This window comes from Enterobacter hormaechei subsp. hoffmannii, from assembly GCF_001729745.1.
Taxonomy (GTDB): Bacteria; Pseudomonadota; Gammaproteobacteria; order Enterobacterales; family Enterobacteriaceae; genus Enterobacter; species Enterobacter intestinihominis.
Genome location: NZ_CP017186.1, coordinates 2,249,518 through 2,274,535, shown reverse-complemented (window position 1 = coordinate 2,274,535; position 25,018 = coordinate 2,249,518). Strand labels below are relative to the sequence as shown.

Genomic DNA, 25,018 nt, shown 5'->3' with positions numbered 1-25,018 from the left:
TCAACGGCGCGATCTTACCACCTGATACCGACGCGTGAAGTACTCAAACGGCGCGCTCCACACGTGCACCAGGCGGGTGAACGGGAAGATGAGGAAGATCGTCATCCCCAGCACCAGATGCACGCGGAAGATCGGCGCGACGCCGCTCAGCATTTCCGACGAGCCGCCCTTAAACGTGACGATACCCTGCGCCCAGCCGACCAGCTTCATCATCTCGCTTCCGTCAGGGTACTGAGCGGAGAAAGGAATGGTCGACAGCCCAAGGATGCACTGAAGCAGCAGGATACTCATGATGATAATATCCGGCGTGGTGGACGTGGCGCGCACCCGCTGGTTGAACAGGCGTCGGATCAAAAGCATCGACCCACCGATCAGCGTCAGCACCCCGCAAATACCTCCTGCAATCATGGCTAACTGCTGTTTAACCGCGACGGGTAAAAACCAGGCGTACATCCAGTGCGGGGTTAACATGCCGAACAGGTGCCCGAAGAAGATCCCCAGAATCCCAATATGAAACAGGTTCGAAGCCCAGTTCATCCCGCGCTTGCTGAGCATCTGGCTTGATGACGCCCGCCAGGTGTACTGCCCATAGTCGTAGCGCAACCAACTGCCGAGGAAGAAGACGGTGGCGCAGATGTACGGATAAATGTCATAGAAAAACACGTTCAGGTAATGAGTCATTTTGGGCCTCCGGCGCTGACGTCCACGTACTGCGGCGCGACGTCCTGGCTAAAGCGTCGTTGATATTGCTGCATCGGCGAACTGTCGCACGATGTGGCGTTGTCTTCGATAAACTTGACCTGTTCCTCTTCCCACACGGCGTCCAGCGCCTGACGGGTATCATCCCGTTTTTCACCGGATACCTGTTTCGCCACGCTGTCGCTGGAAAGCCGTGTTTCCGCCAGCGACAGCAGGGCGTCAAACAGCTGGTAATGCGCTACCTCGCGCTGTTTCAGGCGGCCTCCAATCAGCGCCAGTATAGGCGCGACGTTTTGCAGCCCTTCACGCGCCTCGTCGTCGCTGACGATACTGAGATATTCCAGATAGAGCGGCAGATAGTCCGGCAGCTCGCGGCAATCCAGCTCCAGCCCGGCTTTCTCATACTGGCTCATCAGGTCGACCATCGCCTGACCGCGATCGCGGGACTCGGCGTGAACGTGCTCGAACAGCAGTAGTGAAGTCGCGCGCCCCCGCTCGAAAACTTCACACCATTCGGCCTGCTTATCCAGCAGCGGGGCGCTCAGGTGCTGCTGCGCAAACGGCAGTAGCATGGGCGCATCCTGTTCCACCAGGGAAAGCGCTTCTTCACGGTTATCCCAAAGCAGCTCATCGGGATACTCAATCAGTAGCGCGATGATTTTAAGGATCTGCATTATTCTCCCTCCCCGTGATCGCGCACCTCGGTAATGTTGATCGCGTCGATGCGGCTGCTGTTGAAGAGGTTGAACTTGGTGTCGGAGCCGTGACAGCCGTCACCGAAGGTGAAGCCGCAGCCGTTTTTCTCCGGGAAGGCGTCGCGCGCCATTTCGCGGTGGCTGGTCGGGATCACGAAGCGGTCTTCGTAGTTAGCGATGGCCAGATATCGGTACATCTCCTCAACCTGCGCTTCGGTCAGGCCCACTTCCTCAATGGCGCGGGTATCGGTCACGCCTTCCACGGTCTGGGAGCGTTTGTAGTGGCGCATCGCCATCATGCGCTTCAGAGCGCGCAGCACCGGGCCGGTATCGCCCGCGCTGAGCATATTTGCCAGGTATTGCACCGGGATGCGCAGGCTTTCGACCGCAGGCAGTACGCCGTCGCTCTGCGGCAGGCCACCCGCGTCCGCGTAGGACTGAATCGGTGACAGCGGCGGCACATACCAGACCATCGGCAGGGTGCGGTATTCCGGATGCAGCGGCAGGGCGAGCTTCCAGTCCATCGCCATTTTGTAAACCGGGGAACGCTGCGCTGCGTCGATGACGTTCTGCGGGATGCCCTGCTTCAGGGCTTCTTCAATCACCGCCGGATCGTTCGGGTTAAGGAACACGTCGCACTGGCGCTCATACAGATCGGTTTCATGCTCGGTGCTGGCCGCCTCTTCAATACGGTCCGCGTCATACAACAGCACGCCAAGGTAGCGGATGCGTCCAACGCAGGTTTCTGAGCAGACGGTCGGCTGGCCGGACTCGATGCGCGGATAGCAGAAGATGCACTTCTCTGACTTGCCGCTTTTCCAGTTGAAGTAGATTTTCTTGTACGGACAGCCGCTAATACACAGACGCCAGCCGCGGCATTTGTCCTGGTCGATCAGCACAATGCCGTCCTCTTCGCGTTTGTAAATCGCACCGCTCGGGCAGGTGGCGACGCAGCTCGGGTTGAGGCAATGCTCGCACAGGCGCGGCAGGTACATCATGAAGGTGTTTTCGAACTGACCGTACATCTCTTTCTGGATCTTCTGAAAGTTTCGGTCGCGGGCGCGTTTTTCGAACTCGCCGCCCAGCAGCTCCTCCCAGTTTGGTCCCCAGACGATCTTATCCATCCGCTTACCGTCAATCAGCGAGCGGGGGCGGGCGGTAGGGAGGTGATCCCCCTCCGGGGCGCGGTGCAGATCCTGGTAATCGAAGGTGAAAGGTTCATAGTAATCGTCAATCTGCGGCAACACGGGGTTGGCGAAAATTTTCGACAGGACGCCCATTTTTCCGCCGAGGCGCGGGGTCAGCTTGCCGTGAATACTGCGGATCCATCCGCCTTGCCACTCATCCTGATCTTCCCAGTTTTTCGGATAGCCGATACCCGGTTTGGTTTCGACGTTATTAAACCACGCATACTCCATCCCTTCGCGCCCGGTCCAGACGTTCTTACAGGTGACCGAGCAGGTGTGGCAGCCAATGCATTTATCGAGATTCAGTACCATGCCAACCTGTGAGCGTATTTTCATTTTTTCGCCTCCTGAACCTGATCCCGACCTTCGCCGTCCAGCCAGTTAATGTTTTTCATTTTGCGGATCATAATAAACTCGTCGCGGTTCGAGCCGACGGTGCCGTAATAGTTAAAGCTGTACGCCAGCTGCGCGTAGCCGCCAATCATGTGGGTCGGTTTCGGACAGACGCGGGTGACCGAGTTGTGGATCCCGCCGCGCCGTCCGGTCACTTCTGACCCCGGAATGTTCAGAATGCGCTCCTGAGCGTGGTACATCATGGTCATGCCCGGCGGCACGCGCTGGCTGACCACCGCGCGAGCGGTGAGGGCGCCGTTGGCGTTGAAGGCTTCGATCCAGTCGTTGTCCTCAATCCCCAGCTCGCGCGCGTCGGTTTCGCTGATCCAGACGATTGGCCCCCCGCGTGACAGGGTCTGCATCAGCAGGTTTTCGCTGTAGGTGGAGTGAATGCCCCATTTCTGGTGCGGCGTCAGGAAGTTAAGCGCTTTTTCCGGGAAGCCGTTCGGCGGGATCTCGCGCATATGGGTGACGCTGCGGGTATCAATCGGTGGACGATAGGCCACCAGACTTTCACCGAAGGCGCGCATCCAGGTGTGATCCTGATACAGCTGCTGGCGGCCGGAAATCGTGCGCCACGGGATCAGCTCGTGAACGTTGGTATAGCCTGCGTTATACGACACGTGCTCGCTCTCAAGGCCGGACCACGTTGGGCTGGAGATAATTTTGCGCGGCTGCGCCTGAATATCGCGGAAGCGGATTTTCTCGTCTTCTTTGTTCAGCGCCAGATGGGTGTGATCGCGCCCGGTCAGTTCGCCGAGGGCTTCCCAGGCTTTGACCGCGACCTGACCGTTGGTTTCCGGCGCAAGAGCGAGGATCACCTCTGAAGCATCAATGGCGGTTTCAATGCGTGGTCGGCCTTTGGCCGGTCCGTCGAGCTTGACGTAATTGAGCTTGCCGAGGAAATCGACTTCGTTTTGCGTGTTCCACGATATGCCTTTTCCGCCGTTGCCGAGCTTGTCCAGTAGCGGACCGAGAGAAGTGAAGCGCTCGTAGGTTTCCGGATAGTTGCGCTCGACGACCGCAATGTTTGGCGCGGTTTTACCGGGGATGAGATCGCACTCGCCTTTGCGCCAGTCCAGAATATCAAAAGGCTGCGACAGTTCCCCCGGGGAGTCATGCTGTAGCGGCTGTAGCACCACGTCAGTTTCGGTGCCGAGATGCCCGACGCACACTTCAGAGAAGACTTTGGCGATGCCTTTGTAGATCTCCCAGTCGCTGCGGGACTCCCACGCCGGGTCAACGGCGGCAGAGAGCGGGTGAATAAACGGATGCATGTCCGAGGTATTCATATCGTCTTTTTCATACCATGTGGCGGTCGGCAGGACGATATCGGAGAACAGGCAGGTGCTGGACATACGGAAATCGAGCGTCACCAGCAGATCCAGCTTGCCCTCAATGGCGGCGGTTTGCCATTCCACCTCTTCAGGTTTGACATCATCCGTTGAGCCTAAATCCTCGCCCTGGATCCCGCTCTCGGTGCCAAGCAGGTATTTGAGCATGTACTCATGGCCTTTTCCGGACGAGCCAAGCAGGTTAGAACGCCAGACAAACAGGTTGCGCGGGTGGTTCTTGCCGTTGTCCGGCTGTTCGCAGGCAAAGCGAATATCGCCCGATTTTAACGCCTGCACGGTGTAATCCTGCGGCGACATCCCGGCGGCGTCGGCGCGGGCCTTAACGTGCAGCGGGTTGAGGTTGAGCTGCGGCGCGGAAGGGAGCCAGCCCATGCGCTCGGCGCGGACGTTGAAATCAATCAGGTGACCGGTGAATTTCGACGCGTCTGCAAGAGGAGAAAGCAGCTCCTGTGCGGTGAGCTTCTCATAGCGCCACTGGCTGGCGTGGTTGTAGAAGTAAGAGGTGCTGTTCATCTGGCGCGGCGGACGGTTCCAGTCCAGTGCGAAGGCCAGCGGCAGCCAGCCGGTTTGCGGGCGCAGTTTCTCCTGGCCGACATAGTGCGACCAGCCGCCGCCGCTTTGCCCGACGCAGCCGCAGAAGACCAGCATGTTGATCATCCCGCGGTAGTTCATGTCCATGTGGTACCAGTGGTTCACACCGGCCCCGAGGATGATCATCGAACGACCATGGGTTTTGTGCGCCGTGTCGGCAAATTCACGGGCGATTTTTTCTATCAGGTAAGCGGGTACGCCGGTAATTTGTTCGCCCCAGGCCGGGGTGTAGGCTTTGATCTCGGCGTAGTTTGCCGCCGCGTTACTGTCTTCCAGACCGCGATCGAGGCCGTAGTTTGCGAGCACCAGATCGTACACGCTGACCACGCGTCTCGGGCTGCCGTCGGCCAGCGTCAGGGTTTTACTCGGTACGCGGCGCGTCAGCACCGGCTCCTGCTTCACGCTGCGGAAATGCGGGTTCTCGTTGCCCCCGAAGTAAGGGAAGGCCACGTCTGCCACACTGTCGTGGGTGATGAGCAGGGAAAGCGTCAGCTCGGTCTCCTGTCCCGCGGCCAGCGACTCCAGGTTCCATTTGCCTTTTTCGCCCCAGCGGAAACCGATAGAGCCGTTCGGCGCCACCAGATTTCCGGCGACGTCAAAGGCGATGGTTTTCCACTCCGGATTATTGGTTTCACCCAGCCCGTCGGCCAGATCCGACGCGCGCAGCATGCGGCCCGGCACCACGCGACCATCAGCCTGTTCATCCAGCAGGACCAGCATCGGCATGTCGGTGTAGCGGCGGCAATAGTTGAGGAAGTAATCGCTCGGGTTATCAAGGTGGAACTCTTTGAGGATCACATGCCCCATCGCCATGGCGAGGGCGCTGTCGGTACCCTGTTTGGGGGCCAGCCACTGGTCGCTGAGCTTCGCCACCTCCGAGAAGTCCGGCGTAATGGCGACGGTCTTGGTGCCTTTGTAACGCACTTCGGTAAAGAAGTGGGCGTCCGGGGTACGCGTCTGCGGCACGTTCGAGCCCCAGGCAATGATATAGCTGGAGTTGTACCAGTCCGCCGATTCCGGCACGTCGGTCTGCTCGCCCCAGGTCATCGGCGATGCCGGAGGCAGATCGCAGTACCAGTCATAGAAGCTCAGGCAGGTGCCGCCGAGCAGGGAGAGATAGCGCGTACCGGCGGCATAAGAGACCATCGACATGGCCGGGATGGGGGAAAAACCGGCTACCCGATCCGGGCCGTAGTTTTTGATGGTCCAGACGTTGGCGGCAGCAATCAGCTGGTTAAGCTCTTTCCAGTTTGAGCGGATAAACCCGCCTTTACCCCTCGCCTTTCTGTAGCTTTGCGCTTTTTGCGGATCGTTCTGAATGGCATCCCAGGCCAGCACCGGATCGGTATGCTGCGCCAGCGCCTCGCGCCAGAGCTCGATCAGCCTGCGGCGTACCAGCGGGTACTTGAGACGGTTGGCGCTGTAGAGATACCAGGAGTAGCTTGCGCCACGCGGGCAGCCGCGCGGTTCGTGGTTAGGCAGGTCGGGGCGGGTACGCGGGTAGTCGGTCTGCTGGGTTTCCCATGTCACCAGGCCATTTTTGACATAAATCTTCCAGCTACAGGAGCCGGTGCAGTTAACGCCGTGGGTGGATCGCACAATCTTGTCGAACTGCCAGCGCTGACGGTAGCTGTCCTCCCAGTCGCGGTTGGTGTGGTACACCTGGCCGTGCCCATCGGCGAAACTGTCGCCTTTTGTTTTGAAGTAACGGAAGCGGTCCAACAGTTTGCTCATGACATTTCTCCTGCTTCGATAACATGGCCGGAGGGTGAGGCATCACGCTCCGGCGAAGAGGTAGTTATTATTTTTGTGAGGATTTGCGGCCGTACACCAGCCAGGTGACGAGCACGCAGACGATGTAAAACACGAGGAAGACTTTCATGGCGCCCACCGGGGAACCGGTCATCGCCAGGGAGGTGCCAAAGGCTTTGGGAATAAAGAACCCGCCCACCGCACCGATGGCAGAGATAAAGCCCAGCGCCGCAGCCGTTTCGGTCACCGCTTCATGCTGTGCCTGTTCATCGCTCCCGCCCTGTTTTTTCACGCGGTCGAGGGTGATTTGGCGAAAGATAATCGCGATCATCTGGAAGGTCGAGCCGCTACCCAGGCCTGCGGTCAGAAACAGGCCCATAAAGACCAGATAGAAGGCGATAAAGCTGCCTGAACCAGACCCGGGGAGCGTCAGGAAAATCAGGGCGCTAAAGATGGCCATAAAGACGAAGTTGATCAGCGTCACCCTTACGCCGCCCAGTCTGTCCGAAATCATTCCGCCAGCCGAACGCGCCAGGGCGCCGATCAGTGGGCCAAAGAAGGCGAGGTGGAGGATATTAACGTCCGGAAACTGGGTTTTCGACAGCATGGCAAAGCCTGCCGAGAAACCGATAAACGAGCCGAAGGTTGCCAGATAAAGCAGGCTCAGCAGCCAGAGATGAAAGCGCTTAAGCACCGGAAGCTGGCTGGCAATGGACGCTTTCGAGCTGGCGATGTCGTTCATGCCAAAAAACGCCGCAATGGTGGCCAGAATCAGCAGCGGCGCCCAGATCCACGCCGCGTTCGCCAGCCACATCGTCGAGCCATCCTCCTGCGGTACGCCGTGCACGCCGAGGAAGGTAAACATCGGCAGGAAAATCACCAGCGGCGCAACCAGCTGCATCACACTCACGCCCAGGTTACCCAGCCCGCCGTTAATGCCCAGTGCGCTGCCCTGTCTGGCTTTCGGGAAGAAGAAGCTGATGTTTCCCATGCTGGAAGCGAAGTTGGCACCGGCAAAACCGCACAGCAGCGCGATGATGATGAAGATCCAATAGGGCGTGGCGGTATTCTGGATGGCGATCCCAAGCCAGACACAGGGTACGACCAGGATAACGGTGCTTAACACGGTCCAGTAACGTCCGCCAAATATCGGTACCATAAAAGAGTAGGGGACACGCAATATCGCGCCGGAGAGAGAAGGTAATGCCGTTAGCATAAAAAGCTGATCGGTGCTGAAATTAAATCCGACCTTATTAAGATTTACCGCAATAGCGCTAAACAACATCCAGACACAAAATGCGAGCAGCAAACACGCCACGGAAATCCACAGGTTTCTTCGTGCGATATGTTTTCCTTTATTCTCCCAAAATTGCGCGTTTTCCGGTTTCCAGTTACTCAACAGATGCTGATTACTCTTCTCGCTTTGATGTGACATATCACCCTCTTGCTTACCGAAGTGGAGAGAAAAAAGAAGGAAAAACAGAAAGATACCTGTCAGTGGCGTATGAAATTTATAGGATGTTATGGGATACATCTGAAAGGATAGATAAAAAAGCGAATCCCTGAGTTTGGAATGGGAATCAGGGTTCGCTTTATGTGTTACTAATTGTAACTATTTGCGGAAATTAATACTCCGATGGGAGTATTAAAACAATTCGAGGGAGATAAGTTTATCCAGATGCTTATTAAATGCCGCGTCGTCCATTTCAGGCATATTTAAGACGTATATGCCATCCAGGCCACATACCAGACCAATTAAACGCCAGGCGATATTTTCCGGCTGATCAGCAAGCGTAAAGGCGTTGGCCTCCGCACCGGCGCGGATAATTGCGACCGTTTCCTGGTGCCACATCTCCATGGTCAAAACGTAGGCGCCTTTGATATCGCTATCCCGGCTGGCGAGAATTTGCGCCTCCCGCCACAGTCGAATGTAGGGCTCAAACCCGCCGTCATCGCTGCCGAGCATGGCATGCAGGCGCTCGCGCCAGCCTGCGTTTTCGCCAACGATTTCAGCATCCAGCAAATCGCGGATCAGCCTGACAAACGCCAGCGATTTAAGCTCGCCCGCCGACGCAAAGTGGTGATGCACCTGCCCGGTGGCGACGCCCGCTTCGGTAGCGATTCGGCGCACGGTCATCGCAGCGAATCCTTCGGTCAGCGCCACGCGCATTGCGGCCTGTAGGATCTCTTCCCGCCGCTCGTCCTTGCTCAGATAACGCATAATTTCTCACTCTCAATGGCAACGAAACGAGTGTAACAAAGAGCTGGACAAGTGTTCAACTTTACGTAGGATCGCAATCTGGACATGTGTCCAGTTTTTAACTGAAAAGGAAATTTATGTTTCGTCAGTGGTTAGCGTTAGTGATTATCGTGCTGGTGTATATCCCGGTGGCGATTGACGCGACGGTGCTGCACGTGGCGGCGCCAACATTGAGCATGACGCTGGGTGCCAGCGGCAACGAATTGCTGTGGATTATTGATATTTACTCGCTGGTGATGGCGGGGATGGTGCTGCCGATGGGCGCGCTGGGCGATCGCATAGGTTTTAAGCGCCTGCTGATGATCGGCAGCGTGCTGTTTGGCCTGTCATCGTTAGCGGCGGCTTTTGCGCCGTCCGCGGGCTGGCTGATTGCCGCCCGCGCGTCGCTGGCGATTGGCGCGGCGATGATCATTCCGGCTACGCTTGCAGGGATCCGCACGCTGTTTATTAACGTGCGGCACCGTAACATCGCCCTTGGCGTCTGGGCTGCCGTTGGGTCGGGCGGCGCGGCGTTTGGCCCGCTGATTGGCGGCATGCTGCTGGAGCACTTTTACTGGGGTTCGGTCTTCCTGATTAACGTGCCGATCGTGCTGATCGTGGTTTCGCTTGCTGCGCGCTTTGTGCCTGCTCAGCAGGGTCGGCCCGAGCAGCCGCTCAATATCAGCCATGCCATTATGCTGATTGTCGCCATTTTACTGCTGGTCTACAGCGCCAAAACCGCCCTGAAAGGGGTGCTGTCGCCGTGGATGGTGGCCTCTACGCTGCTTACCGGGGCGATGATGCTGTTTATCTTCGTCCGTATCCAGCTGCGCGCGCGCGTGCCAATGATCGACATGCGTCTGTTTTGCCATCGCATTATTTTAAGCGGCGTGGTCATGGCATTGACCGCCATGATTGCGCTGGTGGGCTTTGAACTGCTGATGGCGCAGGAGTTGCAGTTCGTGCATGGTTTTACGCCGTTTGAAGCAGGGATATTTATGCTGCCGGTAATGGTGGCGAGCGGATTTAGCGGGCCGATCGCGGGTGTGCTGGTCGGGCGTCTGGGGCTGCGCATTGTCGCGGCCGGAGGCATGGGGCTAAGCGCGATCAGTTTTATCGGCCTGTCGACGCTCGATTTCAGCACCCAACAGTGGCAGGCGTGGAGCCTGATGGTGCTGCTGGGCTTCAGTGCCGCCAGCGCACTGCTGGCATCGACGTCAGCGATCATGGCTGCCGCGCCGAAAGAGAAAGCGGCCGCGGCAGGCGCGATCGAAACCATGTCCTACGAGCTGGGCGCTGGTCTCGGGATCGCCATTTTCGGTCTGCTGTTAACCCGCAGCTTTTCGGCGTCAATTGTACTGCCGCAGGGGCTGAGCGCGTCGCTGACCAATAAAGCCTCGTCGTCCATCGGTGAAGCGATGAAGGTCGCGCAGGAGCTGACGCCGTCACTGGCCGAGCCGGTGATGACGGCGGCGAAAACCGCGTTCATCACCTCGCACAGCGTGGCCCTGGGCAGTGCGGGAGCCATGCTGATGATTCTGGCGATCGGGATCTGGTTTAGTCTGGCGAAGGTCGGAGGGCAGCAGTAAAAAAAAGGCCAGCCGCGAGGGCTGGCCTTTTGAACTAACACATCTTAGAACTGGTAGGTCAGACCTACAGCCACGATGTTGTCGGTAGCCACTTTGGCATCTTTGGTGAACTGGCTGTCATCCACGAGGTTGATTTTGTAATCAACGTAGGTGGACATGTTTTTGTTGAAGTAGTAGCTCGCGCCAACGTCAACGTATTCAACCAGGTCCTGGTCGCCATAAGAACCGATGTCTTTACCTTTGGATTTCAGGTAAGCGATGGATGGACGCAGACCGAAGTCAAACTGGTACTGAGCCACAACTTCGAAGTTCTGTGCTTTGTTGGCAACGTGACCGCTACCGAACGCCGTCATGTTGCGGGTTTCAGAGTAGGTGGTTGCCAGGTAGATGTTGTTCGCATCGTACTTCAGGCCAGCAGCCCAGACTTCTGCGTTTTCGCCACCGGCGTTCAGGTTGCTTGCAGCACGAACCTGACGGTCAGTACGGTCAGATTTCGCGTAGGTCGCACCCACACCGAAGCCGTCGAATTCATAGGTAGAAGACATACCCCAGCCGTCACCGTTGGATTCGGTGATCTCTGTACGGTCGTTTTTACCCTGGTACTGGGCAGCCACGTTCAGGCCGTCAACCAGACCAAAGAAGTCGGTGTTACGGTAGGTGGCAACGCCAGTGGTACGACCGGTCATGAAGCCGTCAGTCTGCGTCCAGGTATCGCCACCGAACTCTGGCAGAACGTCAGTCCATGCGCCGATGTCATAAGCAACACCGTAGTTACGACCGTAGTCGAAGGAACCGAATTCATCGAATTTCAGACCAGCGAAGGCCAGACGGGTTTTGTTGCCGTCGGAACCCTGAGCTTCAGAGCGGTTGCCCTTGAACTCATATTCCCACTGGCCGTATCCGGTCAGCTGATCGTTGATCTGAGTTTCACCTTTGAAGCCCAGACGAACGTACGTTTTGTCGCCGTCGCTACCAGCATCATCAGAAAAATAGTGCAGACCAGTAACTTTGCCGTACAGATCCAGTTTGTTACCGTCTTTGTTAAAAACTTCAGCCGCGTTAACAACGCCAGCCGCCAACATGGAAGTCACTGCCACTGCAACTAATTTAAGTTTCATCTTAACTAACCCTTATAATTTTATTTAGGTATTTCCTAAGCCACCTGAGCGATTTTTAAACGAGGCTTATCGTCAATGGCAGACTATTTTTAAAATTCCGTAGACTGCTTTCAATAATAAGTTTCAAAATATTAAAGATAATTTCAATTAGTGTGATCCTGATCCGATAAATTTCCCTTAAATCGCTCAATAAGGTTAATTTATATACATAAATTGATTATTAACAAAACACGATAATAAGGCTGGAAATAGTTGCCATGCGTTTTTGTTTTTAGAGGGAGATAAAAGGGCTTGGCAGATAATGTCAAGGAATGGGGCGCGTTATTGACTTATAAAACAGTGGTTTGTGGATTTATCCGGAAGCCAGCAACTGCTTTTTAAAAGAAACATCCAGAAATAAACTATTGCACTATGTGCTATATAGCGCGGGAATATTGGGGTTGAATTAATTACACGCGTTGTCAGTTTATGTCAATTTCCACAACGGATCTGACTTTCTATGAGTACTCTATACAGAAATAGAAATACATACGAATGTTATAAATAATATTCTTTATTGTGATCACATATTAAAATAATGTTAATTTTTACCGGGCATGATTCGTGCCCGGTAAAATTAAAATGCTATTTGCGGGTGGCATACCAGCAAAGTAATGATCCGGCGCAAACCATTAATGCACCTTGCCAGAATGAGAATGAAAGCGGAGAGCTCAGCATAATAGCCGCCAGCGCGGCAGAGAGTACCGGGGTGAAGTAGGAGACGGCCGCAAGCACCGTGACGTTACCGTGGAGGATCCCAATGTTCCAGGCGGCGTAGCCAAAGCCAAGGGCAACACCACACATCAACAGCTTCACGACTACCGGCACGCTGAATACCATTTCGGGCTGATCGCTGACGGCATATTTGACCCACAGGCTCAGGGCGGTCAGCAGGACGAAAAGAGTAATGCCATTTTGCCCTCTGGCATACCTGCTGGTGACGGTGCAGTAGGCGGCCCAGATAAAGGCACCGGTAAATGCCAGCCCGTAGCTCAGCGGGCTGGAAACGATGTTTAGCATGATGTCGTGAACGTGCAGCCCGTTTTCGCCGCCTAAGACCCAGCCCACGCCCAGCAGGGAGATCGCTAAGCCGGGGATCACCCACAGGGTGGATTTTTGACCGTTGAACAAAATGGCGAACACAATCGTCAGGCTTGGCCAGAGATAATTGACCATGCCCACCTCAATTGCCTGCGAGCGCGTCGCGGCAAAGCCAAGCGACAGGGCAAGGCACATTTCATAGCTGACAAACAGGACGCTGCCCGCAGTGAGATAGCCTTTCGAAAACCGTTTAATATCAGGGAAACCTACCGTCGCCAGACACAATAATCCGCTGACGGTGTAGATCATCGCTGCGCCCCCCACCGGGCCAAGTCCCTCACTGACGCTGCGGATGAGACCCACCATGGTGCTCCACAGCAGTATGGCCACCAGGCCAATCAGCGTTGCTCTTTTTCTGTCCATTACCCTGCCAGTCTGATAAAAATCAAAGGGTAAACTTATAGCATCTAACCCATTCACCAGGCGAATTTTCTGTTTCGCGGTTAACCCGAAAGGAGTAATAAATCATACCGGCGGTGACTATTAAGGGGGCGAAGTTCGGCGACCTTGATTTGACGCAAAAAAAACAGGGGCTTTGCTGTTAGTTTGCGGCGCGAAGTCTTATCAGATAACGAGGACAGCAATGGACGTCAGCCGCAGACAATTTTTTAAAATCTGCGCGGGCGGTATGGCCGGAACAACAGCCGCAATGCTGGGATTCGCTCCCAAAATGGCGCTGGCTCAGGCACGCAACTATAAACTGCTGCGCGCGAAAGAGATCCGTAACACCTGCACATACTGCTCCGTGGGTTGTGGGCTATTAATGTATAGCCTGGGTGATGGCGCGAAGAACGCCAAAGAAGCGATTTATCATATTGAAGGGGACCCGGACCATCCGGTGAGCCGCGGGGCGCTTTGCCCGAAAGGGGCGGGGCTGCTGGACTACGTCCACAGTGAAAACCGTCTGCGCTATCCGGAATATCGTGCGCCGGGCTCTGATAAATGGCAGCGCATCTCCTGGGACGAGGCCTTCTCACGTATTGCAAAACTGATGAAAGCGGATCGCGACGCCAACTTTATTGAAAAGAACGAGCAGGGCGTTACGGTAAACCGCTGGACCTCCACCGGGATGCTGTGTGCATCTGCGGCAAGTAATGAGACCGGCATGCTGACGCAAAAATTTGTGCGCTCCCTCGGCATGCTGGCGGTTGATAACCAGGCGCGCGTCTGACACGGACCAACGGTAGCAAGTCTTGCTCCAACGTTTGGTCGCGGTGCGATGACCAACCACTGGGTTGATATCAAAAACGCAAACGTCGTGGTGGTGATGGGCGGTAACGCCGCTGAAGCCCATCCGGTGGGATTCCGCTGGGCGATGGAAGCAAAAAACAACAACGATGCGACGCTGATTGTCGTCGATCCACGCTTTACGCGTACGGCATCGGTGGCTGATATTTATGCGCCGATCCGCTCCGGTACGGATATTACGTTCCTTTCCGGCGTGCTGTTGTACCTGATCGAAAACAATAAGATTAACGCGGAATACGTTAAGCATTACACCAATGCCGCCCTGCTGGTGCGGGAAGATTTCGCCTTCGAAGATGGCCTGTTCAGCGGCTATGACGCAGAGAAACGTCAGTACGATAAATCGTCCTGGAACTATCAATTCGACGAAAACGGCTACGCGAAACGCGATGAGACCCTGACCGATCCGCGCTGCGTGTGGAACTTGCTGAAACAGCATGTTTCCCGTTATACGCCAGACGTGGTGGAAAACATCTGCGGTACGCCGAAAGCAGACTTCCTGAAAGTATGTGAAGTGCTGGCCTCCACCAGTGCCGCCGACAGAACAACCACCTTCCTGTACGCGCTGGGCTGGACGCAGCATACCGTGGGCGCGCAGAACATCCGTACCATGGCGATGATCCAGCTGCTGCTCGGCAACATGGGGATGGCCGGTGGTGGCGTGAACGCCCTGCGCGGACACTCCAACATTCAGGGCTTAACCGATCTCGGCCTGCTGTCGACCAGCCTGCCGGGTTACCTGACCCTGCCGTCGGAGAAGCAGACCGACTGGCAAAGCTGGCTTGACGCCAACACGCCAAAAGCGACGCGTCCGGACCAGGTGAACTACTGGAGTAACTATCCGAAGTTTGCCGTCAGTCTGATGAAATCGTTCTACGGCGATGCGGCGCAGAAAGAGAATGACTGGGGCTTTGAGTGGTTGCCGAAATGGGATCAGGCTTACGATGTCATCAAGTATTTCAACATGATGGATCAGGGCGACGTCACGGGGTATATCTGCCAGGGCTTTAACCCGGTGGCATCATTCCCGGATAAAAACAAAGTCGTTCGCAGCCTGAGCAAGCTGAAGTACATGGTGGTTATCGATCCGCTGGTCACCGAAACGTCTACGTTCTGGCAGAACCACGGCGAGTCTAACGATGTCGATCCGGCATCCATTCAGACCGAGGTGTTCCGCCTGCCATCGACCTGCTTTGCGGAAGAGGACGGTTCTATTGCCAACTCTGGCCGCTGGCTACAGTGGCACTGGAAAGGTCAGGATGCGCCGGGTGAAGCGCGTAATGACGGCGAAATTCTGGCCGGGATTTACCATCGCCTGCGCGAAATGTACCGCACCGAAGGCGGCAAAGGCGCTGAGCCGCTGCTGAAGATGAGCTGGAACTACAAGCAGCCGGATCATCCTGAGTCTGAAGAGGTGGCAAAAGAGAACAACGGCGTGGCGCTGGCCGATCTGTACGATGCCAACGGCAATCTGGTGGCGAAGAAAGGCCAGTTGCTCAATAGCTTCGCGCTGTTGCGTGACGACGGCACCACGGCCTCGTCCTGCTGGATCTACACCGGCAGCTGGACGGAGCAGGGTAACCAGATGGCCAACCGTGATAACGCCGATCCGTCAGGCCTGGGCAACACGCTGGGCTGGGCATGGGCGTGGCCGTTGAACCGCCGCGTACTGTACAACCGTGCCTCCGCAGACGTGAACGGTAAGCCGTGGGATCCGAAACGCATGCTGATCGAGTGGAACGGCACGAAGTGGACGGGGAACGATATCCCGGACTTCAACACCGCCGCACCGGGCAGCAACACCGGGCCGTTTATCATGCAGCCGGAAGGGCTGGGACGTCTGTTTGCCATCGACAAGCTGGCGGAAGGGCCGTTCCCGGAACATTACGAGCCGATGGAAACGCCGCTCGGCACTAACCCGCTGCACCCGAACGTAGTTTCCAGCCCGGTAGTGCGTATCTATGAAGATGACGTGCTGCGTTTAGGTAAAAAGGACAAGTTCCCGTATGTCGGAACTACCTACCGCCTGACTGAGCATTTCCATACCTGGACCAAACATGCGCGGCTTAACGCCATCGCGCAGCCGGAACAGTTTGTGGAGATAAGCGAAACGCTGGCGAAGGCGAAAGGCATTGCCAATGGCGATCGCGTGACGGTGAGCAGCAAGCGCGGCTTTATTCGCGCGGTAGCGGTGGTCACCCGTCGTCTGCAAAGTCTGAACGTACACGGCCAGCAGGTAGAAACCGTCGGCATCCCGCTGCACTGGGGCTTTGAAGGGGTGGCGCAGAAAGGCTACATCGCCAATACCCTGACGCCAAACGTCGGCGATTCCAACTCGCAAACGCCGGAGTATAAAGCGTTTCTGGTCAACATCGAGAAAGCGTAAGGAGCGATTAAATGGCGATGGAAACACAAGACATTATTAAACGCTCCGCGACCAACCCGATAACGCCCGCGCCTCGCGCGCGGGACTACAAGGCAGAAGTCGCCAAGCTGATCGATGTCTCCTCCTGCGTGGGCTGTAAGGCCTGCCAGGTGGCCTGCTCGGAGTGGAACGATATCCGCGACGAGGTGGGGCACTGCGTTGGCGTTTACGATAACCCGGCTGATCTGAGCGCCAAGTCCTGGACGGTGATGCGCTTTAGCGAAACCGACCAGAACGGCAAGCTGGAGTGGCTAATCCGTAAAGACGGCTGTATGCACTGTGAAGATCCGGGCTGCCTGAAGGCATGCCCGTCTGCGGGTGCAATTATTCAGTACGCCAACGGGATCGTCGACTTCCAGCAGGATAACTGTATCGGCTGCGGCTACTGCATCGCAGGCTGTCCGTTTAATATCCCGCGCCTCAATAAAGAAGATAACCGGGTCTATAAATGCACGCTGTGTGTCGATCGCGTCAGCGTCGGACAGGAGCCTGCCTGCGTGAAGACCTGTCCTACCGGGGCTATCCACTTCGGCACCAAAAAAGAGATGCTGGAAGTGGCACAGCAGCGGGTGGATAAGCTCAAAGCGCGCGGCTATGACAAGGCCGGGATTTATAACCCGCAGGGCGTGGGCGGTACGCACGTCATGTATGTTCTGCACCACAATGACCAGCCGGAGCTGTATCACAATCTGCCGAAAGATCCGGCGATCGATACCTCAATCAACCTCTGGAAAGGGGCGCTTAAGCCGCTCTCAGCGGCGGGCTTTATCGCCACCTTTGCCGGGCTGATTTATCACTACATCGGTATCGGGCCGAATAAAGAGGTGGATGACGACGAGGAGGAGCATCATGAGTAAGTCGAAAATGATAGTGCGCACAAAATTTGTCGATCGCGCCTGTCACTGGACGGTGGTCATCTGCTTCTTCCTGGTGGCGGTATCCGGCATTTCGTTCTTCTTCCCGACGCTACAGTGGCTAACGGAAACCTTCGGGACACCGCAGATGGGGCGCATACTGCATCCGTTCTTCGGCGTACTGATTTTCGTGGTGCTGATGTTTATGTTTGTACGTTTCGTTCATCACAACATCCCTGACAAGCAGGATATTCCGTGGCTAAAAGGGATTGTTGAGGTTCTGAAAGGCAACGAGCATAAAGTCGCGAAGGTGGGCAAATATAACGCCGGGCAGAAGATGATGTTCTGGACCATCATGAGCATGATTTTTGTGCTGCTGGTGACCGGGGTGATCATCTGGCGTCCGTATTTTGCGCACTATTTCCCGATTCAGGTAGTGCGTTATGCGCTGCTGATCCACGCGACCTCGGCCATTATTCTGATCCACGCCATTCTGATCCATATGTATATGGCATTCTGGGTGAAAGGATCGATTAAAGGCATGATTGAAGGGAAGGTGAGCCGCCGCTGGGCGCAGAAGCACCATCCGCGCTGGTACCGCGACATTGAGCGTCTTGAAGCGCAAAAAGAGAGTTCGGAAGGGTTGAAGTAAACCTCGCGCCGTCGGCATTGTCCGGCGGCGCTGCGCTTGTGCTGGTCTGCTTCCCTGTATCAAAACCGCTCTGCAATATACCGGAAGGGATATTTTGTTGGCTTCACTTTGCCGATCTTGCGTTTCGGTAAATCCACCTTGTCAACGTGAATTTCTTTATAGGGGATCTGTGAAAGCAGATGCGAAATAATATTCAACCGAACCCGTTTTTTATCTTCTGAGCGCGCCACAAACCACGGCGCCCAGGCGGTGTCGGTCGCTTTAAACATCGCATCACGGGCGAGGGTATATTCATCCCACAGATTGAAAGATTTTATGTCCATTGGAGACAGCTTCCAGATCTTGCGACCATCATTAATGCGATCGCGCAGGCGGCGTTCCTGCTCTTTTGGCGTTACTTCAAGCCAGTATTTCAACAATATGATACCGGCATCGACCATCGCTTTTTCCATCACCGGCGTTCCATCAAGAAATTTGTCGGCCTGCTCTTCGGTACAGAAACCCATTACTCTTTCCACGCCTGCGCGGTTGTACCAGCTCCGGTCAAAAATAACGATTTCACCGGCAGAGGGCAGATGGGGAACGTAACGCTGAAAATAGAGCTGACTTTTCTCTTTATCGGTGGGGGCCGGTAACGCAACAACGCGAAACACCCGGGGGCTGACGCGTTCGGTGATGGCTTTGATGGCGCCGCCTTTACCCGCGCCGTCTCGCCCTTCAAAAACAATACAGACCTTTAACCCTTTGGCGACCACCCATTGCTGGAGCTTAACCAGTTCAACATGGAGGCGGCGAAGCTCTTGCTCGTACGCTTTGGTTTTGAGCGGCGCGTTTTTAACGACATCATCAACAACACGGGTTTTCTTCTTACTGACCATGGCGGGTCTCCCTATGGGTCCGGTCGCGGGATCGAGGCCGTACTAAGCGTGTAATCGGCCTGAATGAATGGATTAATGTGTCAGAAAGCTGATTTGAACTGGTTCACCATACAAGTTTAATCAATAATGCACGCTGCGTATTTTTTAACAGTGGTCGCGGTATGAAAAAAACAATTTTTTCGTTAGCACTGGCTACCTTTGGCCTGGGGATGGCTGAATTTGGCATCATGGGCGTGCTGACAGAACTGGCTCATGATACGGGCATTTCGATTCCCTCCGCCGGAAATATGATTTCGTTTTACGCTTTTGGCGTAGTGATCGGCGCGCCGATTGTGGCGCTGTTCTCCAGTAAATTTTCGCTGAAAACAACGCTGCTGTTTCTGGTGGCGATGTGCGTCGTCGGTAACGCGCTCTTTACCTTCTCTGACACCTACATGGGGCTGGCGGCGGGGCGCTTAATCTCTGGTTTCCCGCATGGCGCGATTTTCGGTGTGGGGGCGATAATCCTGTCAAAAATTGCGCCACCGGGTAAGGTGACGGTTGCTGTAGCAGGGATGATTGCCGGGATGACCGTTGCCAATTTGCTTGGCGTCCCGCTCGGGACCTGGCTGGGACATGAATTTAACTGGCGTTACACCTTCTTTTTGATTGCCGTCTTTGATGCGCTGGTGATCCTCTCTGTTCTGCTGTGGGTGCCAGACATTCACGACACGACAACCACCCGGCTGACAGAACAATTCCACTTCCTGAAAAAACCGGAACCGTGGCTAATTTTTGCCGCAACGATGTTTGGCAATGCCGGGGTGTTTGCCTGGTTTAGCTTCGTGAAGCCGTATATGGTCAACGTGTCAGGCTTTTCCGAGGGCGTCATGACCGCGATCATGATGCTGATGGGGCTGGGCATGGTGCTGGGTAATGTCTTCAGCGGCAAGCTGTCGTCGCGCTTTAGCCCGCTGCGCATTGCTGCCACCACCGACATGGTGATTGTGGCTTCGCTGCTGTTACTGTTCGCGTTTGGCGAGCTTAAAACAGCTTCACTGGTAATGGGATTTGTTTGCTGCGCCGGGCTGTTTGCGCTCTCTGCGCCGCTGCAAATACTGCTGCTGCAAAATGCGAAAGGCGGCGAGATGCTGGGCGCCGCAGGCGGGCAAATGGCGTTTAACCTCGGCAGCGCAATAGGCGCGTATTTCGGTGGAATGATGATTACGCTCGGCTTTAGCTGGAGCTATGTCACGCTTCCGGCAGCGATCTTATCCTTCTCAGCAATGACCTCTCTGTTGATGTACGGTTTTTTATGTGCCAAAAAGCGTCAGGCCAACGCAGGAGCGCTGGCCTGATTTCACGCTTTGCCCGCTGGTCGCGGGCACAGGAGGGGACTACACGAATTTCGCCAGTGGGTCAGCGGCGGCAAATGCGACTGCTTTGTCTGCTGCTGGCGGGTAAATCAGTTCGTTGGTGATGGCGACTTTGATCTTTTTGCCTTCCTCGCGCACGGATTTAACACGCTGTTCCCAGCCCTCGGTGTACACCGCGCCCCAGCCACCCAGATCCAGACAGGTGACGTAATTCACCTGACGGTAAGGATACGGCTCCAGATTTAACAGGCTGGCAGCTGCGTTATGTCCGGCGAATTTCCCCAGCTGGATCGCGTGCTGGCAGGTCATCAGTGCCGTGTTGCCCGCATCGTCCGTTTTGGCGTGCGCCATATCACCCGTCGCGTAAACCTCCGGATGCGCAGGGACCTGCAACGTGTCGGTGACGATAAGGCGTCCCTGAGTGTCGCGTTCCCCGTCAATTTGCAGGCTTAGGGGGTTAGCTTCTACCCCTGCCGTCCACACTACAGTCGCGCTGGCAATGCGCTCTCCGTTTTTCAGCGTCACGCCGCTGGCATCAATAGCTTCAATTTCACTGTTTAAACGCCATTCAACATCCAGCGCGTTGCTTGCTTCTTCAATGGTGTTACGCAGCGCCTCGCTGTAACGCCCGCCAATGGTTGCACCTCTTTCAACTACGATTATTTTAGTCTTTGTATCGGCGCCGAAGCGGGTGCGAAGACGAGCAGGGAGTTCCGTTGCCAGCTCAATGCCGGTAAAACCGCCGCCACACACGACCACGGTATTGCGTTCTGGGGTGGAGGGGCGCGAAACCAGCAAATCAAGATGTTGCTCGAACAGCCTGGCGGAGTCGAGTTGGTCGATATCAAATGCGTATTCAGTCAGACCGGCAATCGGCGGACGTTTAGTCTGGCTACCGGTTGCGAGGATCAGACGTTCCCAGTTGACTTCGGCAATGGCGCCGTTTGAATCGCGATACAAAACGGTTTTAGATGAGGTATCAATATGTTGTGCTTCGCCCGAAATAAAGGCAATACCCAGCTCAGCAAACAGTTCGGTCAGTGGCGCGACCATCGTCGACACGTTCTCTTCATAAAAACGTGGACGAACGCGCAGTTCCGGCACCGGGGCCAGCACGGCAATGCTGAGGCTATTATTACCTTCCAGAGCAGAAAGACGCGCGGCGCTGACCGCAGCCCACATACCGGAAAACCCACTACCCACAATTAAAATCTGCTTTTTCATACTCGATCCTTTTGTTCGTCAGGCTGTGTGTCTGACATAACTGCCACTATACTTGTCGGAGTTAACTACGACAACTTCTTTCTGAGTTAAAATTCGTTATAATGCAGCGAACAATAACCCGGAGTGAGCCATGGCGTTTTACAGTTCTGGTGTGGAATATGGCATTCATAGCCTGATGTGTATGGTGGATGCAAAAGGCAATGAGCGTGAGATGAGCGTCCGGGAGATGGCGGCCTTGCAGGGCGTACCGTACGACTATCTTGGGAAGATTTTCACTCGTTTGTCACGCGCGGGGCTGGTTATCAGCACCGAAGGCAAGGGGGGAGGATTCCGGCTGGCGCGTCCGGCAGAGCTGATCAGCGTGCTGGACGTGGCACACGCCATCGACGGCGATAAGAATATGTTCGAATGTCGGGAAGTGCGTCAGCGCCTGGCGGTATTTGATGAAACGCCACCGACCTGGGTCTGTGACGGACCGTGCGGGGTGCGATCGGTTATGGACAGCGCGCAGCAGCGGATGGAAGAGGAGTTAGGACGCCATACCATCCTGGATCTGGCGCGGAAGATGTATCGAAAAGCGCCGGACACGTTCCAGATCGAGGTTCAGGAGTGGATTTCCGATCGCCGTTCGTCTACGTGACAGGCCGGGCAGGGCAAACCCGCTACCCGGCCACCGCGGTTAAGAACGTAAATCAATCACCATACGGCCACGGATCTGGCCCTGTTCCATCTCTTTAAAGATGGCGTTGATATCTTCCAGTGGGCGCAGCGTGACTTTCGGAACCACCTTACCTTCAGCCGCAAACTGGAAGGCTTCGAGCAGATCCTGACGAGTACCCACCAGAGAGCCCACCACCTGAATCCCATCCAGGACCAGACGTGGAATATCCAGGCTCATCGCTTCCGGCGGCAGGCCAACAGCCACCACGCGGCCTCCGGCGCGAACCGCGTCAACGGCAGAGTTGAAGGCCGCTTTCGCTACCGCCGTCACCACTGCCGCATGTGCGCCGCCGGTTTTCTCCTGAATCACTTTTGCCGCATCTTCACTGCGGGAGTTCACGGTTAAGTCTGCGCCCATGCTGGCAGCGAGTTTCAACTGCTCGTCATTCACGTCAATGGCGATAACTTTCGCATTAAAGACATTTTTGGCGTATTGCAGTGCGAGGTTGCCCAGACCGCCCAGGCCATAGATCGCAATCCACTGGCCGGGTTTGATCTCAGAGACTTTTACCGCTTTGTAGGTGGTGACACCGGCGCAGGTGATGCTGCTGGCCGCCGCAGAGTCCAGCCCCTCCGGGACTTTAACCGCGTAATCCGCGGTCACGATGCACTCTTCCGCCATGCCGCCGTCGACGGAGTAACCCGCGTTTTTTACGTCACGGCACAGAGTTTCGTTGCCGGTATTACAATATTCACAGTGGCCACAGCCTTCGAAGAACCACGCCACGCTTGCACGATCGCCAACTTTCAGTGACGTGACGCCCGGACCAATCTCTTTGACAATACCAATCCCTTCATGGCCGAGGATCACCCCGGTCTTGTCGCCAAAATCGCCATTTTTAACATGGAGATCGGTATGGCAAACGCCACAGCACTCCATCTTCAGCAGCGCTTCACCATGTTTGAGCGCGCGTAAGGTTTTCTCTGTAACGTTAACCTGATGATCCTGAGTGACAACAGCAGCCTTCATGTGTTTCTCCTTTTACTAATGAGTATCTGCATAGCAGGTGTAATACCCATTAAGGATTAATACTTTGGCGCTGTAATGCAAGGCAACCGCAACATAATGTCATCAATTAATTCAGTTTCAGATTAAGAATACGGTGATCCTCTAATAATCAGTAGGGGAAAACGCTAACGTAAAAAACCCGGCGTAACGACCGCCGGGTACAGATTTATAGTTGGGCTTCTATCTCCTCAATCTCTCTTCGCCATTGCGCCTGCAACTGCGGTTTTTGGTGTTTTGGCTTGCGCGCCAAATCCTCTTCCAGCAGCATTTCCAGGGCAACCAGGCGTTCGAGCAGATCGTCAGACGCTGAAGGTGGTGCCTTCGATGCAGTCTTCGACGCCTCAGGCACCACCGGACCGGTGCTCGCACGCAGGCGCTCAAACACCGCCTCCGCATCGTGCCATTCGCTAAGCCTGCCGTCCTCAATCAGCCAGTAGCGGTTACAACTCTGGCTAATTAACTGACGATCGTGGCTCACCAGCAGCACTCCGCCTTCAAACTGTTGCAGTGTTTCCGCCAGCGCCTCTTTGCCTTCCATGTCCAGGTGGTTGGTTGGCTCATCCAGCATCAGAAGGCTATAGCGAGCAAGCGTCAGGCCGATGAACAGCAGGCGCGAACGTTCCCCACCGCTCAGCGTACTGACTTTTTGCCCGTGACGCGCCCACGGGAACCCGGCACTGATGAGGGCCATTTTACGGGTCTGCGGATCTGGCGCGAAAGGCTCCAGCGCGTCAAAGATTGTTGCCTCCTCCGAAAGCTGATTCAGCGTCTGATCGTAATAGCCTGGCGACACGCGAGGATGAAGTTTCAGGCCAGTCTCTGAAGGTTCACCTGTGAAATGCCGCCAGATAAGCTTCATCAGTGATGATTTGCCGCAGCCATTACGCCCGACGATAGCCACGCGATCGCCACTTCTAAGCCGCGCAATGTCGACGTGAAACAGCTCAGACAGGCCAGGCTCAGGCGCTACGCTTAGGTTTTCCATCTCCAGTAGCCGGTCTGCCCGCAGGGCGTCACCGCGCAGGGTTAATGTCCACGGACTGCCTGCGGTGAGCTCTGTCTGACTCTCCTTAAGCCGTTCGACCTGCTTTTCCATCTGTTTGGCTTTGCGGGCCAGATCTTCGTTATCGTAGACCTTGCCCCAGGTGGCCAGCCGTCTGGCACTGGCGGTTACGCGGTCAATCTCCTTTTGCTCCGCCTTATGCCGCAGCGCATCACTTTCGTCTTTGGCTACCAGCGCCTGACGCGCGGCGGTGCAGGGAAGGGCGAAGTAGTGCAACATCTTATCGCGCAGGATCCAGCTGCCGTTGGTGACGGCATCCAATAGTTGCCTGTCGTGTGAGACCAGCACAAAGCTGCCGGACCAGTTCTGTAAAAACTGTTCCAGCCAGAGCAGGGTCGGCAAATCGAGGTGGTTACTCGGTTCGTCCAGCAGTAACAGATCTGGATCGCCGATCAGCGCGCGCGCCAGCAGGAGACGCGTGTGCTGCCCGCCGCTCAGCGTTGCCGACGTTAAGGCCATGTCCTGCGGTGTAAAGCCCATACCCGCCAGCAGCGTTTCAGCTTTCCAGTGCAGACTCTCGCGTTCAGTCGCGGGCAGTTGCGCCAGCACGGCATCCAGCATGGTCAGGGGATAAATGGCTTCTGGCAGGTGTTGCTCAACGCGCGCCATCAGACAGTATCCGGCCAATGCGACGGTTCCGGCAGCAGGGGAGTCTGTGCCGTCCAACACCTTCAGCAACGTACTTTTGCCGCAGCCGTTGTCGCCCAGCAGGCCAATACGGTCGCCTTTTTTCAGCGTAAAGGAGAGGGAGTCGAACAGCGTGCCAAACGCCGTATCAACACGTAAAGATTGTGCAGTGAGTAAAGTGCTCATTGTTGCTTACCCAAGAGTTACA

General features: G+C 55.7%; 18 protein-coding genes. 6 read left to right on the top strand and 12 right to left on the bottom strand.

What is annotated here, in order from left to right; translation table 11 throughout:
• From narI to BFV65_RS10640, 6 genes are all read right to left on the bottom strand, one after another.
• On the bottom strand, window positions 1-681 hold the full coding sequence (narI, locus tag BFV65_RS10665; protein ID WP_022648214.1) for a respiratory nitrate reductase subunit gamma: 681 nt from the start codon (window positions 679-681) through the stop codon (window positions 1-3).
• Window positions 678-1,373: a nitrate reductase molybdenum cofactor assembly chaperone gene (narW, locus tag BFV65_RS10660; protein WP_022648213.1), complete on the bottom strand. Its 696-nt coding sequence runs from the start codon at window positions 1,371-1,373 to the stop codon at window positions 678-680. The genes narI and narW overlap by 4 nt, the downstream gene beginning before the upstream one ends.
• Window positions 1,373-2,917 carry a nitrate reductase subunit beta gene (gene narH, locus BFV65_RS10655; protein ID WP_022648212.1) on the bottom strand — a complete coding sequence of 515 codons (1,545 nt, stop codon included), beginning with the start codon at window positions 2,915-2,917 and terminating at the stop codon, window positions 1,373-1,375. The genes narW and narH overlap by 1 nt, the downstream gene beginning before the upstream one ends.
• Window positions 2,914-6,654 (bottom strand): nitrate reductase subunit alpha, encoded by a 3,741-nt coding sequence (locus tag BFV65_RS10650; RefSeq protein ID WP_063147284.1) that lies wholly within the window; start codon window positions 6,652-6,654, stop codon window positions 2,914-2,916. The genes narH and BFV65_RS10650 overlap by 4 nt, the downstream gene beginning before the upstream one ends.
• Before the next feature lie 67 nt (window positions 6,655-6,721).
• Window positions 6,722-8,107, bottom strand: coding sequence for a NarK family nitrate/nitrite MFS transporter (locus BFV65_RS10645; RefSeq protein WP_058646716.1), 1,386 nt, complete (start codon window positions 8,105-8,107; stop codon window positions 6,722-6,724).
• A 210-nt stretch (window positions 8,108-8,317) separates the two neighbouring features.
• On the bottom strand, window positions 8,318-8,893 hold the full coding sequence (locus tag BFV65_RS10640) for a TetR family transcriptional regulator (RefSeq protein WP_015570471.1): 576 nt from the start codon (window positions 8,891-8,893) through the stop codon (window positions 8,318-8,320).
• A gap of 116 nt (window positions 8,894-9,009) precedes the next feature.
• Here BFV65_RS10640 and BFV65_RS10635 point away from each other — a divergent pair, with 116 nt between their 5' ends.
• Window positions 9,010-10,500, top strand: a complete 1,491-nt coding sequence (locus BFV65_RS10635) for an MFS transporter (protein WP_069596596.1) — start codon at window positions 9,010-9,012, stop codon at window positions 10,498-10,500.
• Between the two features lie 44 nt (window positions 10,501-10,544).
• On the opposite strand, the gene ompC is transcribed toward BFV65_RS10635, so the two are convergent.
• Together ompC and yddG are read right to left on the bottom strand one after the other, a co-directional pair.
• On the bottom strand, window positions 10,545-11,618 hold the full coding sequence (ompC, locus tag BFV65_RS10630) for a porin OmpC (RefSeq protein ID WP_069596595.1): 1,074 nt from the start codon (window positions 11,616-11,618) through the stop codon (window positions 10,545-10,547).
• Window positions 11,619-12,242: 624 nt separating this feature from the next.
• Window positions 12,243-13,121: an aromatic amino acid DMT transporter YddG gene (gene yddG / locus BFV65_RS10625; protein ID WP_023306259.1), complete on the bottom strand. Its 879-nt coding sequence runs from the start codon at window positions 13,119-13,121 to the stop codon at window positions 12,243-12,245.
• Window positions 13,122-13,341: 220 nt separating this feature from the next.
• On the opposite strand from yddG, the gene fdnG reads away from it, so the two are divergent.
• Genes fdnG through fdnI form a run of 3 tightly spaced genes read left to right on the top strand, consistent with a single transcriptional unit; the run spans window position 13,342 to window position 17,934 of the window.
• Entirely contained in the window at window positions 13,342-16,389 is a 3,048-nt protein-coding gene (gene fdnG, locus BFV65_RS10615; RefSeq protein WP_153063392.1) for a formate dehydrogenase-N subunit alpha, read from the top strand.
• Window positions 16,390-16,400: 11 nt separating this feature from the next.
• The gene (fdxH, locus tag BFV65_RS10610) at window positions 16,401-17,285 is read left to right on the top strand and encodes a formate dehydrogenase subunit beta (protein WP_003857048.1); all 885 of its coding nucleotides are present in this window, start codon (window positions 16,401-16,403) and stop codon (window positions 17,283-17,285) included.
• Window positions 17,278-17,934 (top strand): formate dehydrogenase-N subunit gamma, encoded by a 657-nt coding sequence (gene fdnI, locus BFV65_RS10605; RefSeq protein WP_023300174.1) that lies wholly within the window; start codon window positions 17,278-17,280, stop codon window positions 17,932-17,934. The genes fdxH and fdnI overlap by 8 nt, the downstream gene beginning before the upstream one ends.
• A gap of 59 nt (window positions 17,935-17,993) precedes the next feature.
• Here the strand turns inward: fdnI and ppk2 are convergent, their stop codons facing one another.
• Window positions 17,994-18,812, bottom strand: a complete 819-nt coding sequence (ppk2, locus tag BFV65_RS10600) for a polyphosphate kinase 2 (RefSeq protein WP_022648203.1) — start codon at window positions 18,810-18,812, stop codon at window positions 17,994-17,996.
• A 161-nt stretch (window positions 18,813-18,973) separates the two neighbouring features.
• Between ppk2 and araJ the strand changes: the two genes are divergently transcribed.
• The gene (gene araJ / locus BFV65_RS10595; RefSeq protein WP_063200179.1) at window positions 18,974-20,149 is read left to right on the top strand and encodes an MFS transporter AraJ; all 1,176 of its coding nucleotides are present in this window, start codon (window positions 18,974-18,976) and stop codon (window positions 20,147-20,149) included.
• A gap of 39 nt (window positions 20,150-20,188) precedes the next feature.
• Here araJ and BFV65_RS10590 read toward each other — a convergent pair whose 3' ends face one another.
• Window positions 20,189-21,391, bottom strand: coding sequence for an NAD(P)/FAD-dependent oxidoreductase (locus tag BFV65_RS10590; RefSeq protein WP_069596593.1), 1,203 nt, complete (start codon window positions 21,389-21,391; stop codon window positions 20,189-20,191).
• 130 nt (window positions 21,392-21,521) lie between these two features.
• Here BFV65_RS10590 and BFV65_RS10585 point away from each other — a divergent pair, with 130 nt between their 5' ends.
• A complete protein-coding gene (locus BFV65_RS10585) occupies window positions 21,522-22,031 on the top strand; it encodes an RrF2 family transcriptional regulator (RefSeq protein ID WP_069596592.1) in 510 nt (169 codons plus the stop codon).
• 39 nt (window positions 22,032-22,070) lie between these two features.
• Here the strand turns inward: BFV65_RS10585 and adhP are convergent, their stop codons facing one another.
• Together adhP and BFV65_RS10575 are read right to left on the bottom strand one after the other, a co-directional pair.
• Complete coding sequence (gene adhP / locus BFV65_RS10580; RefSeq protein WP_022648199.1) at window positions 22,071-23,081, bottom strand: alcohol dehydrogenase AdhP; 1,011 nt, start codon at window positions 23,079-23,081, stop codon at window positions 22,071-22,073.
• A gap of 205 nt (window positions 23,082-23,286) precedes the next feature.
• A complete protein-coding gene (locus BFV65_RS10575; RefSeq protein WP_069596591.1) occupies window positions 23,287-24,996 on the bottom strand; it encodes an ABC-F family ATP-binding cassette domain-containing protein in 1,710 nt (569 codons plus the stop codon).
• Window positions 24,997-25,018 lie beyond the last annotated feature (22 nt).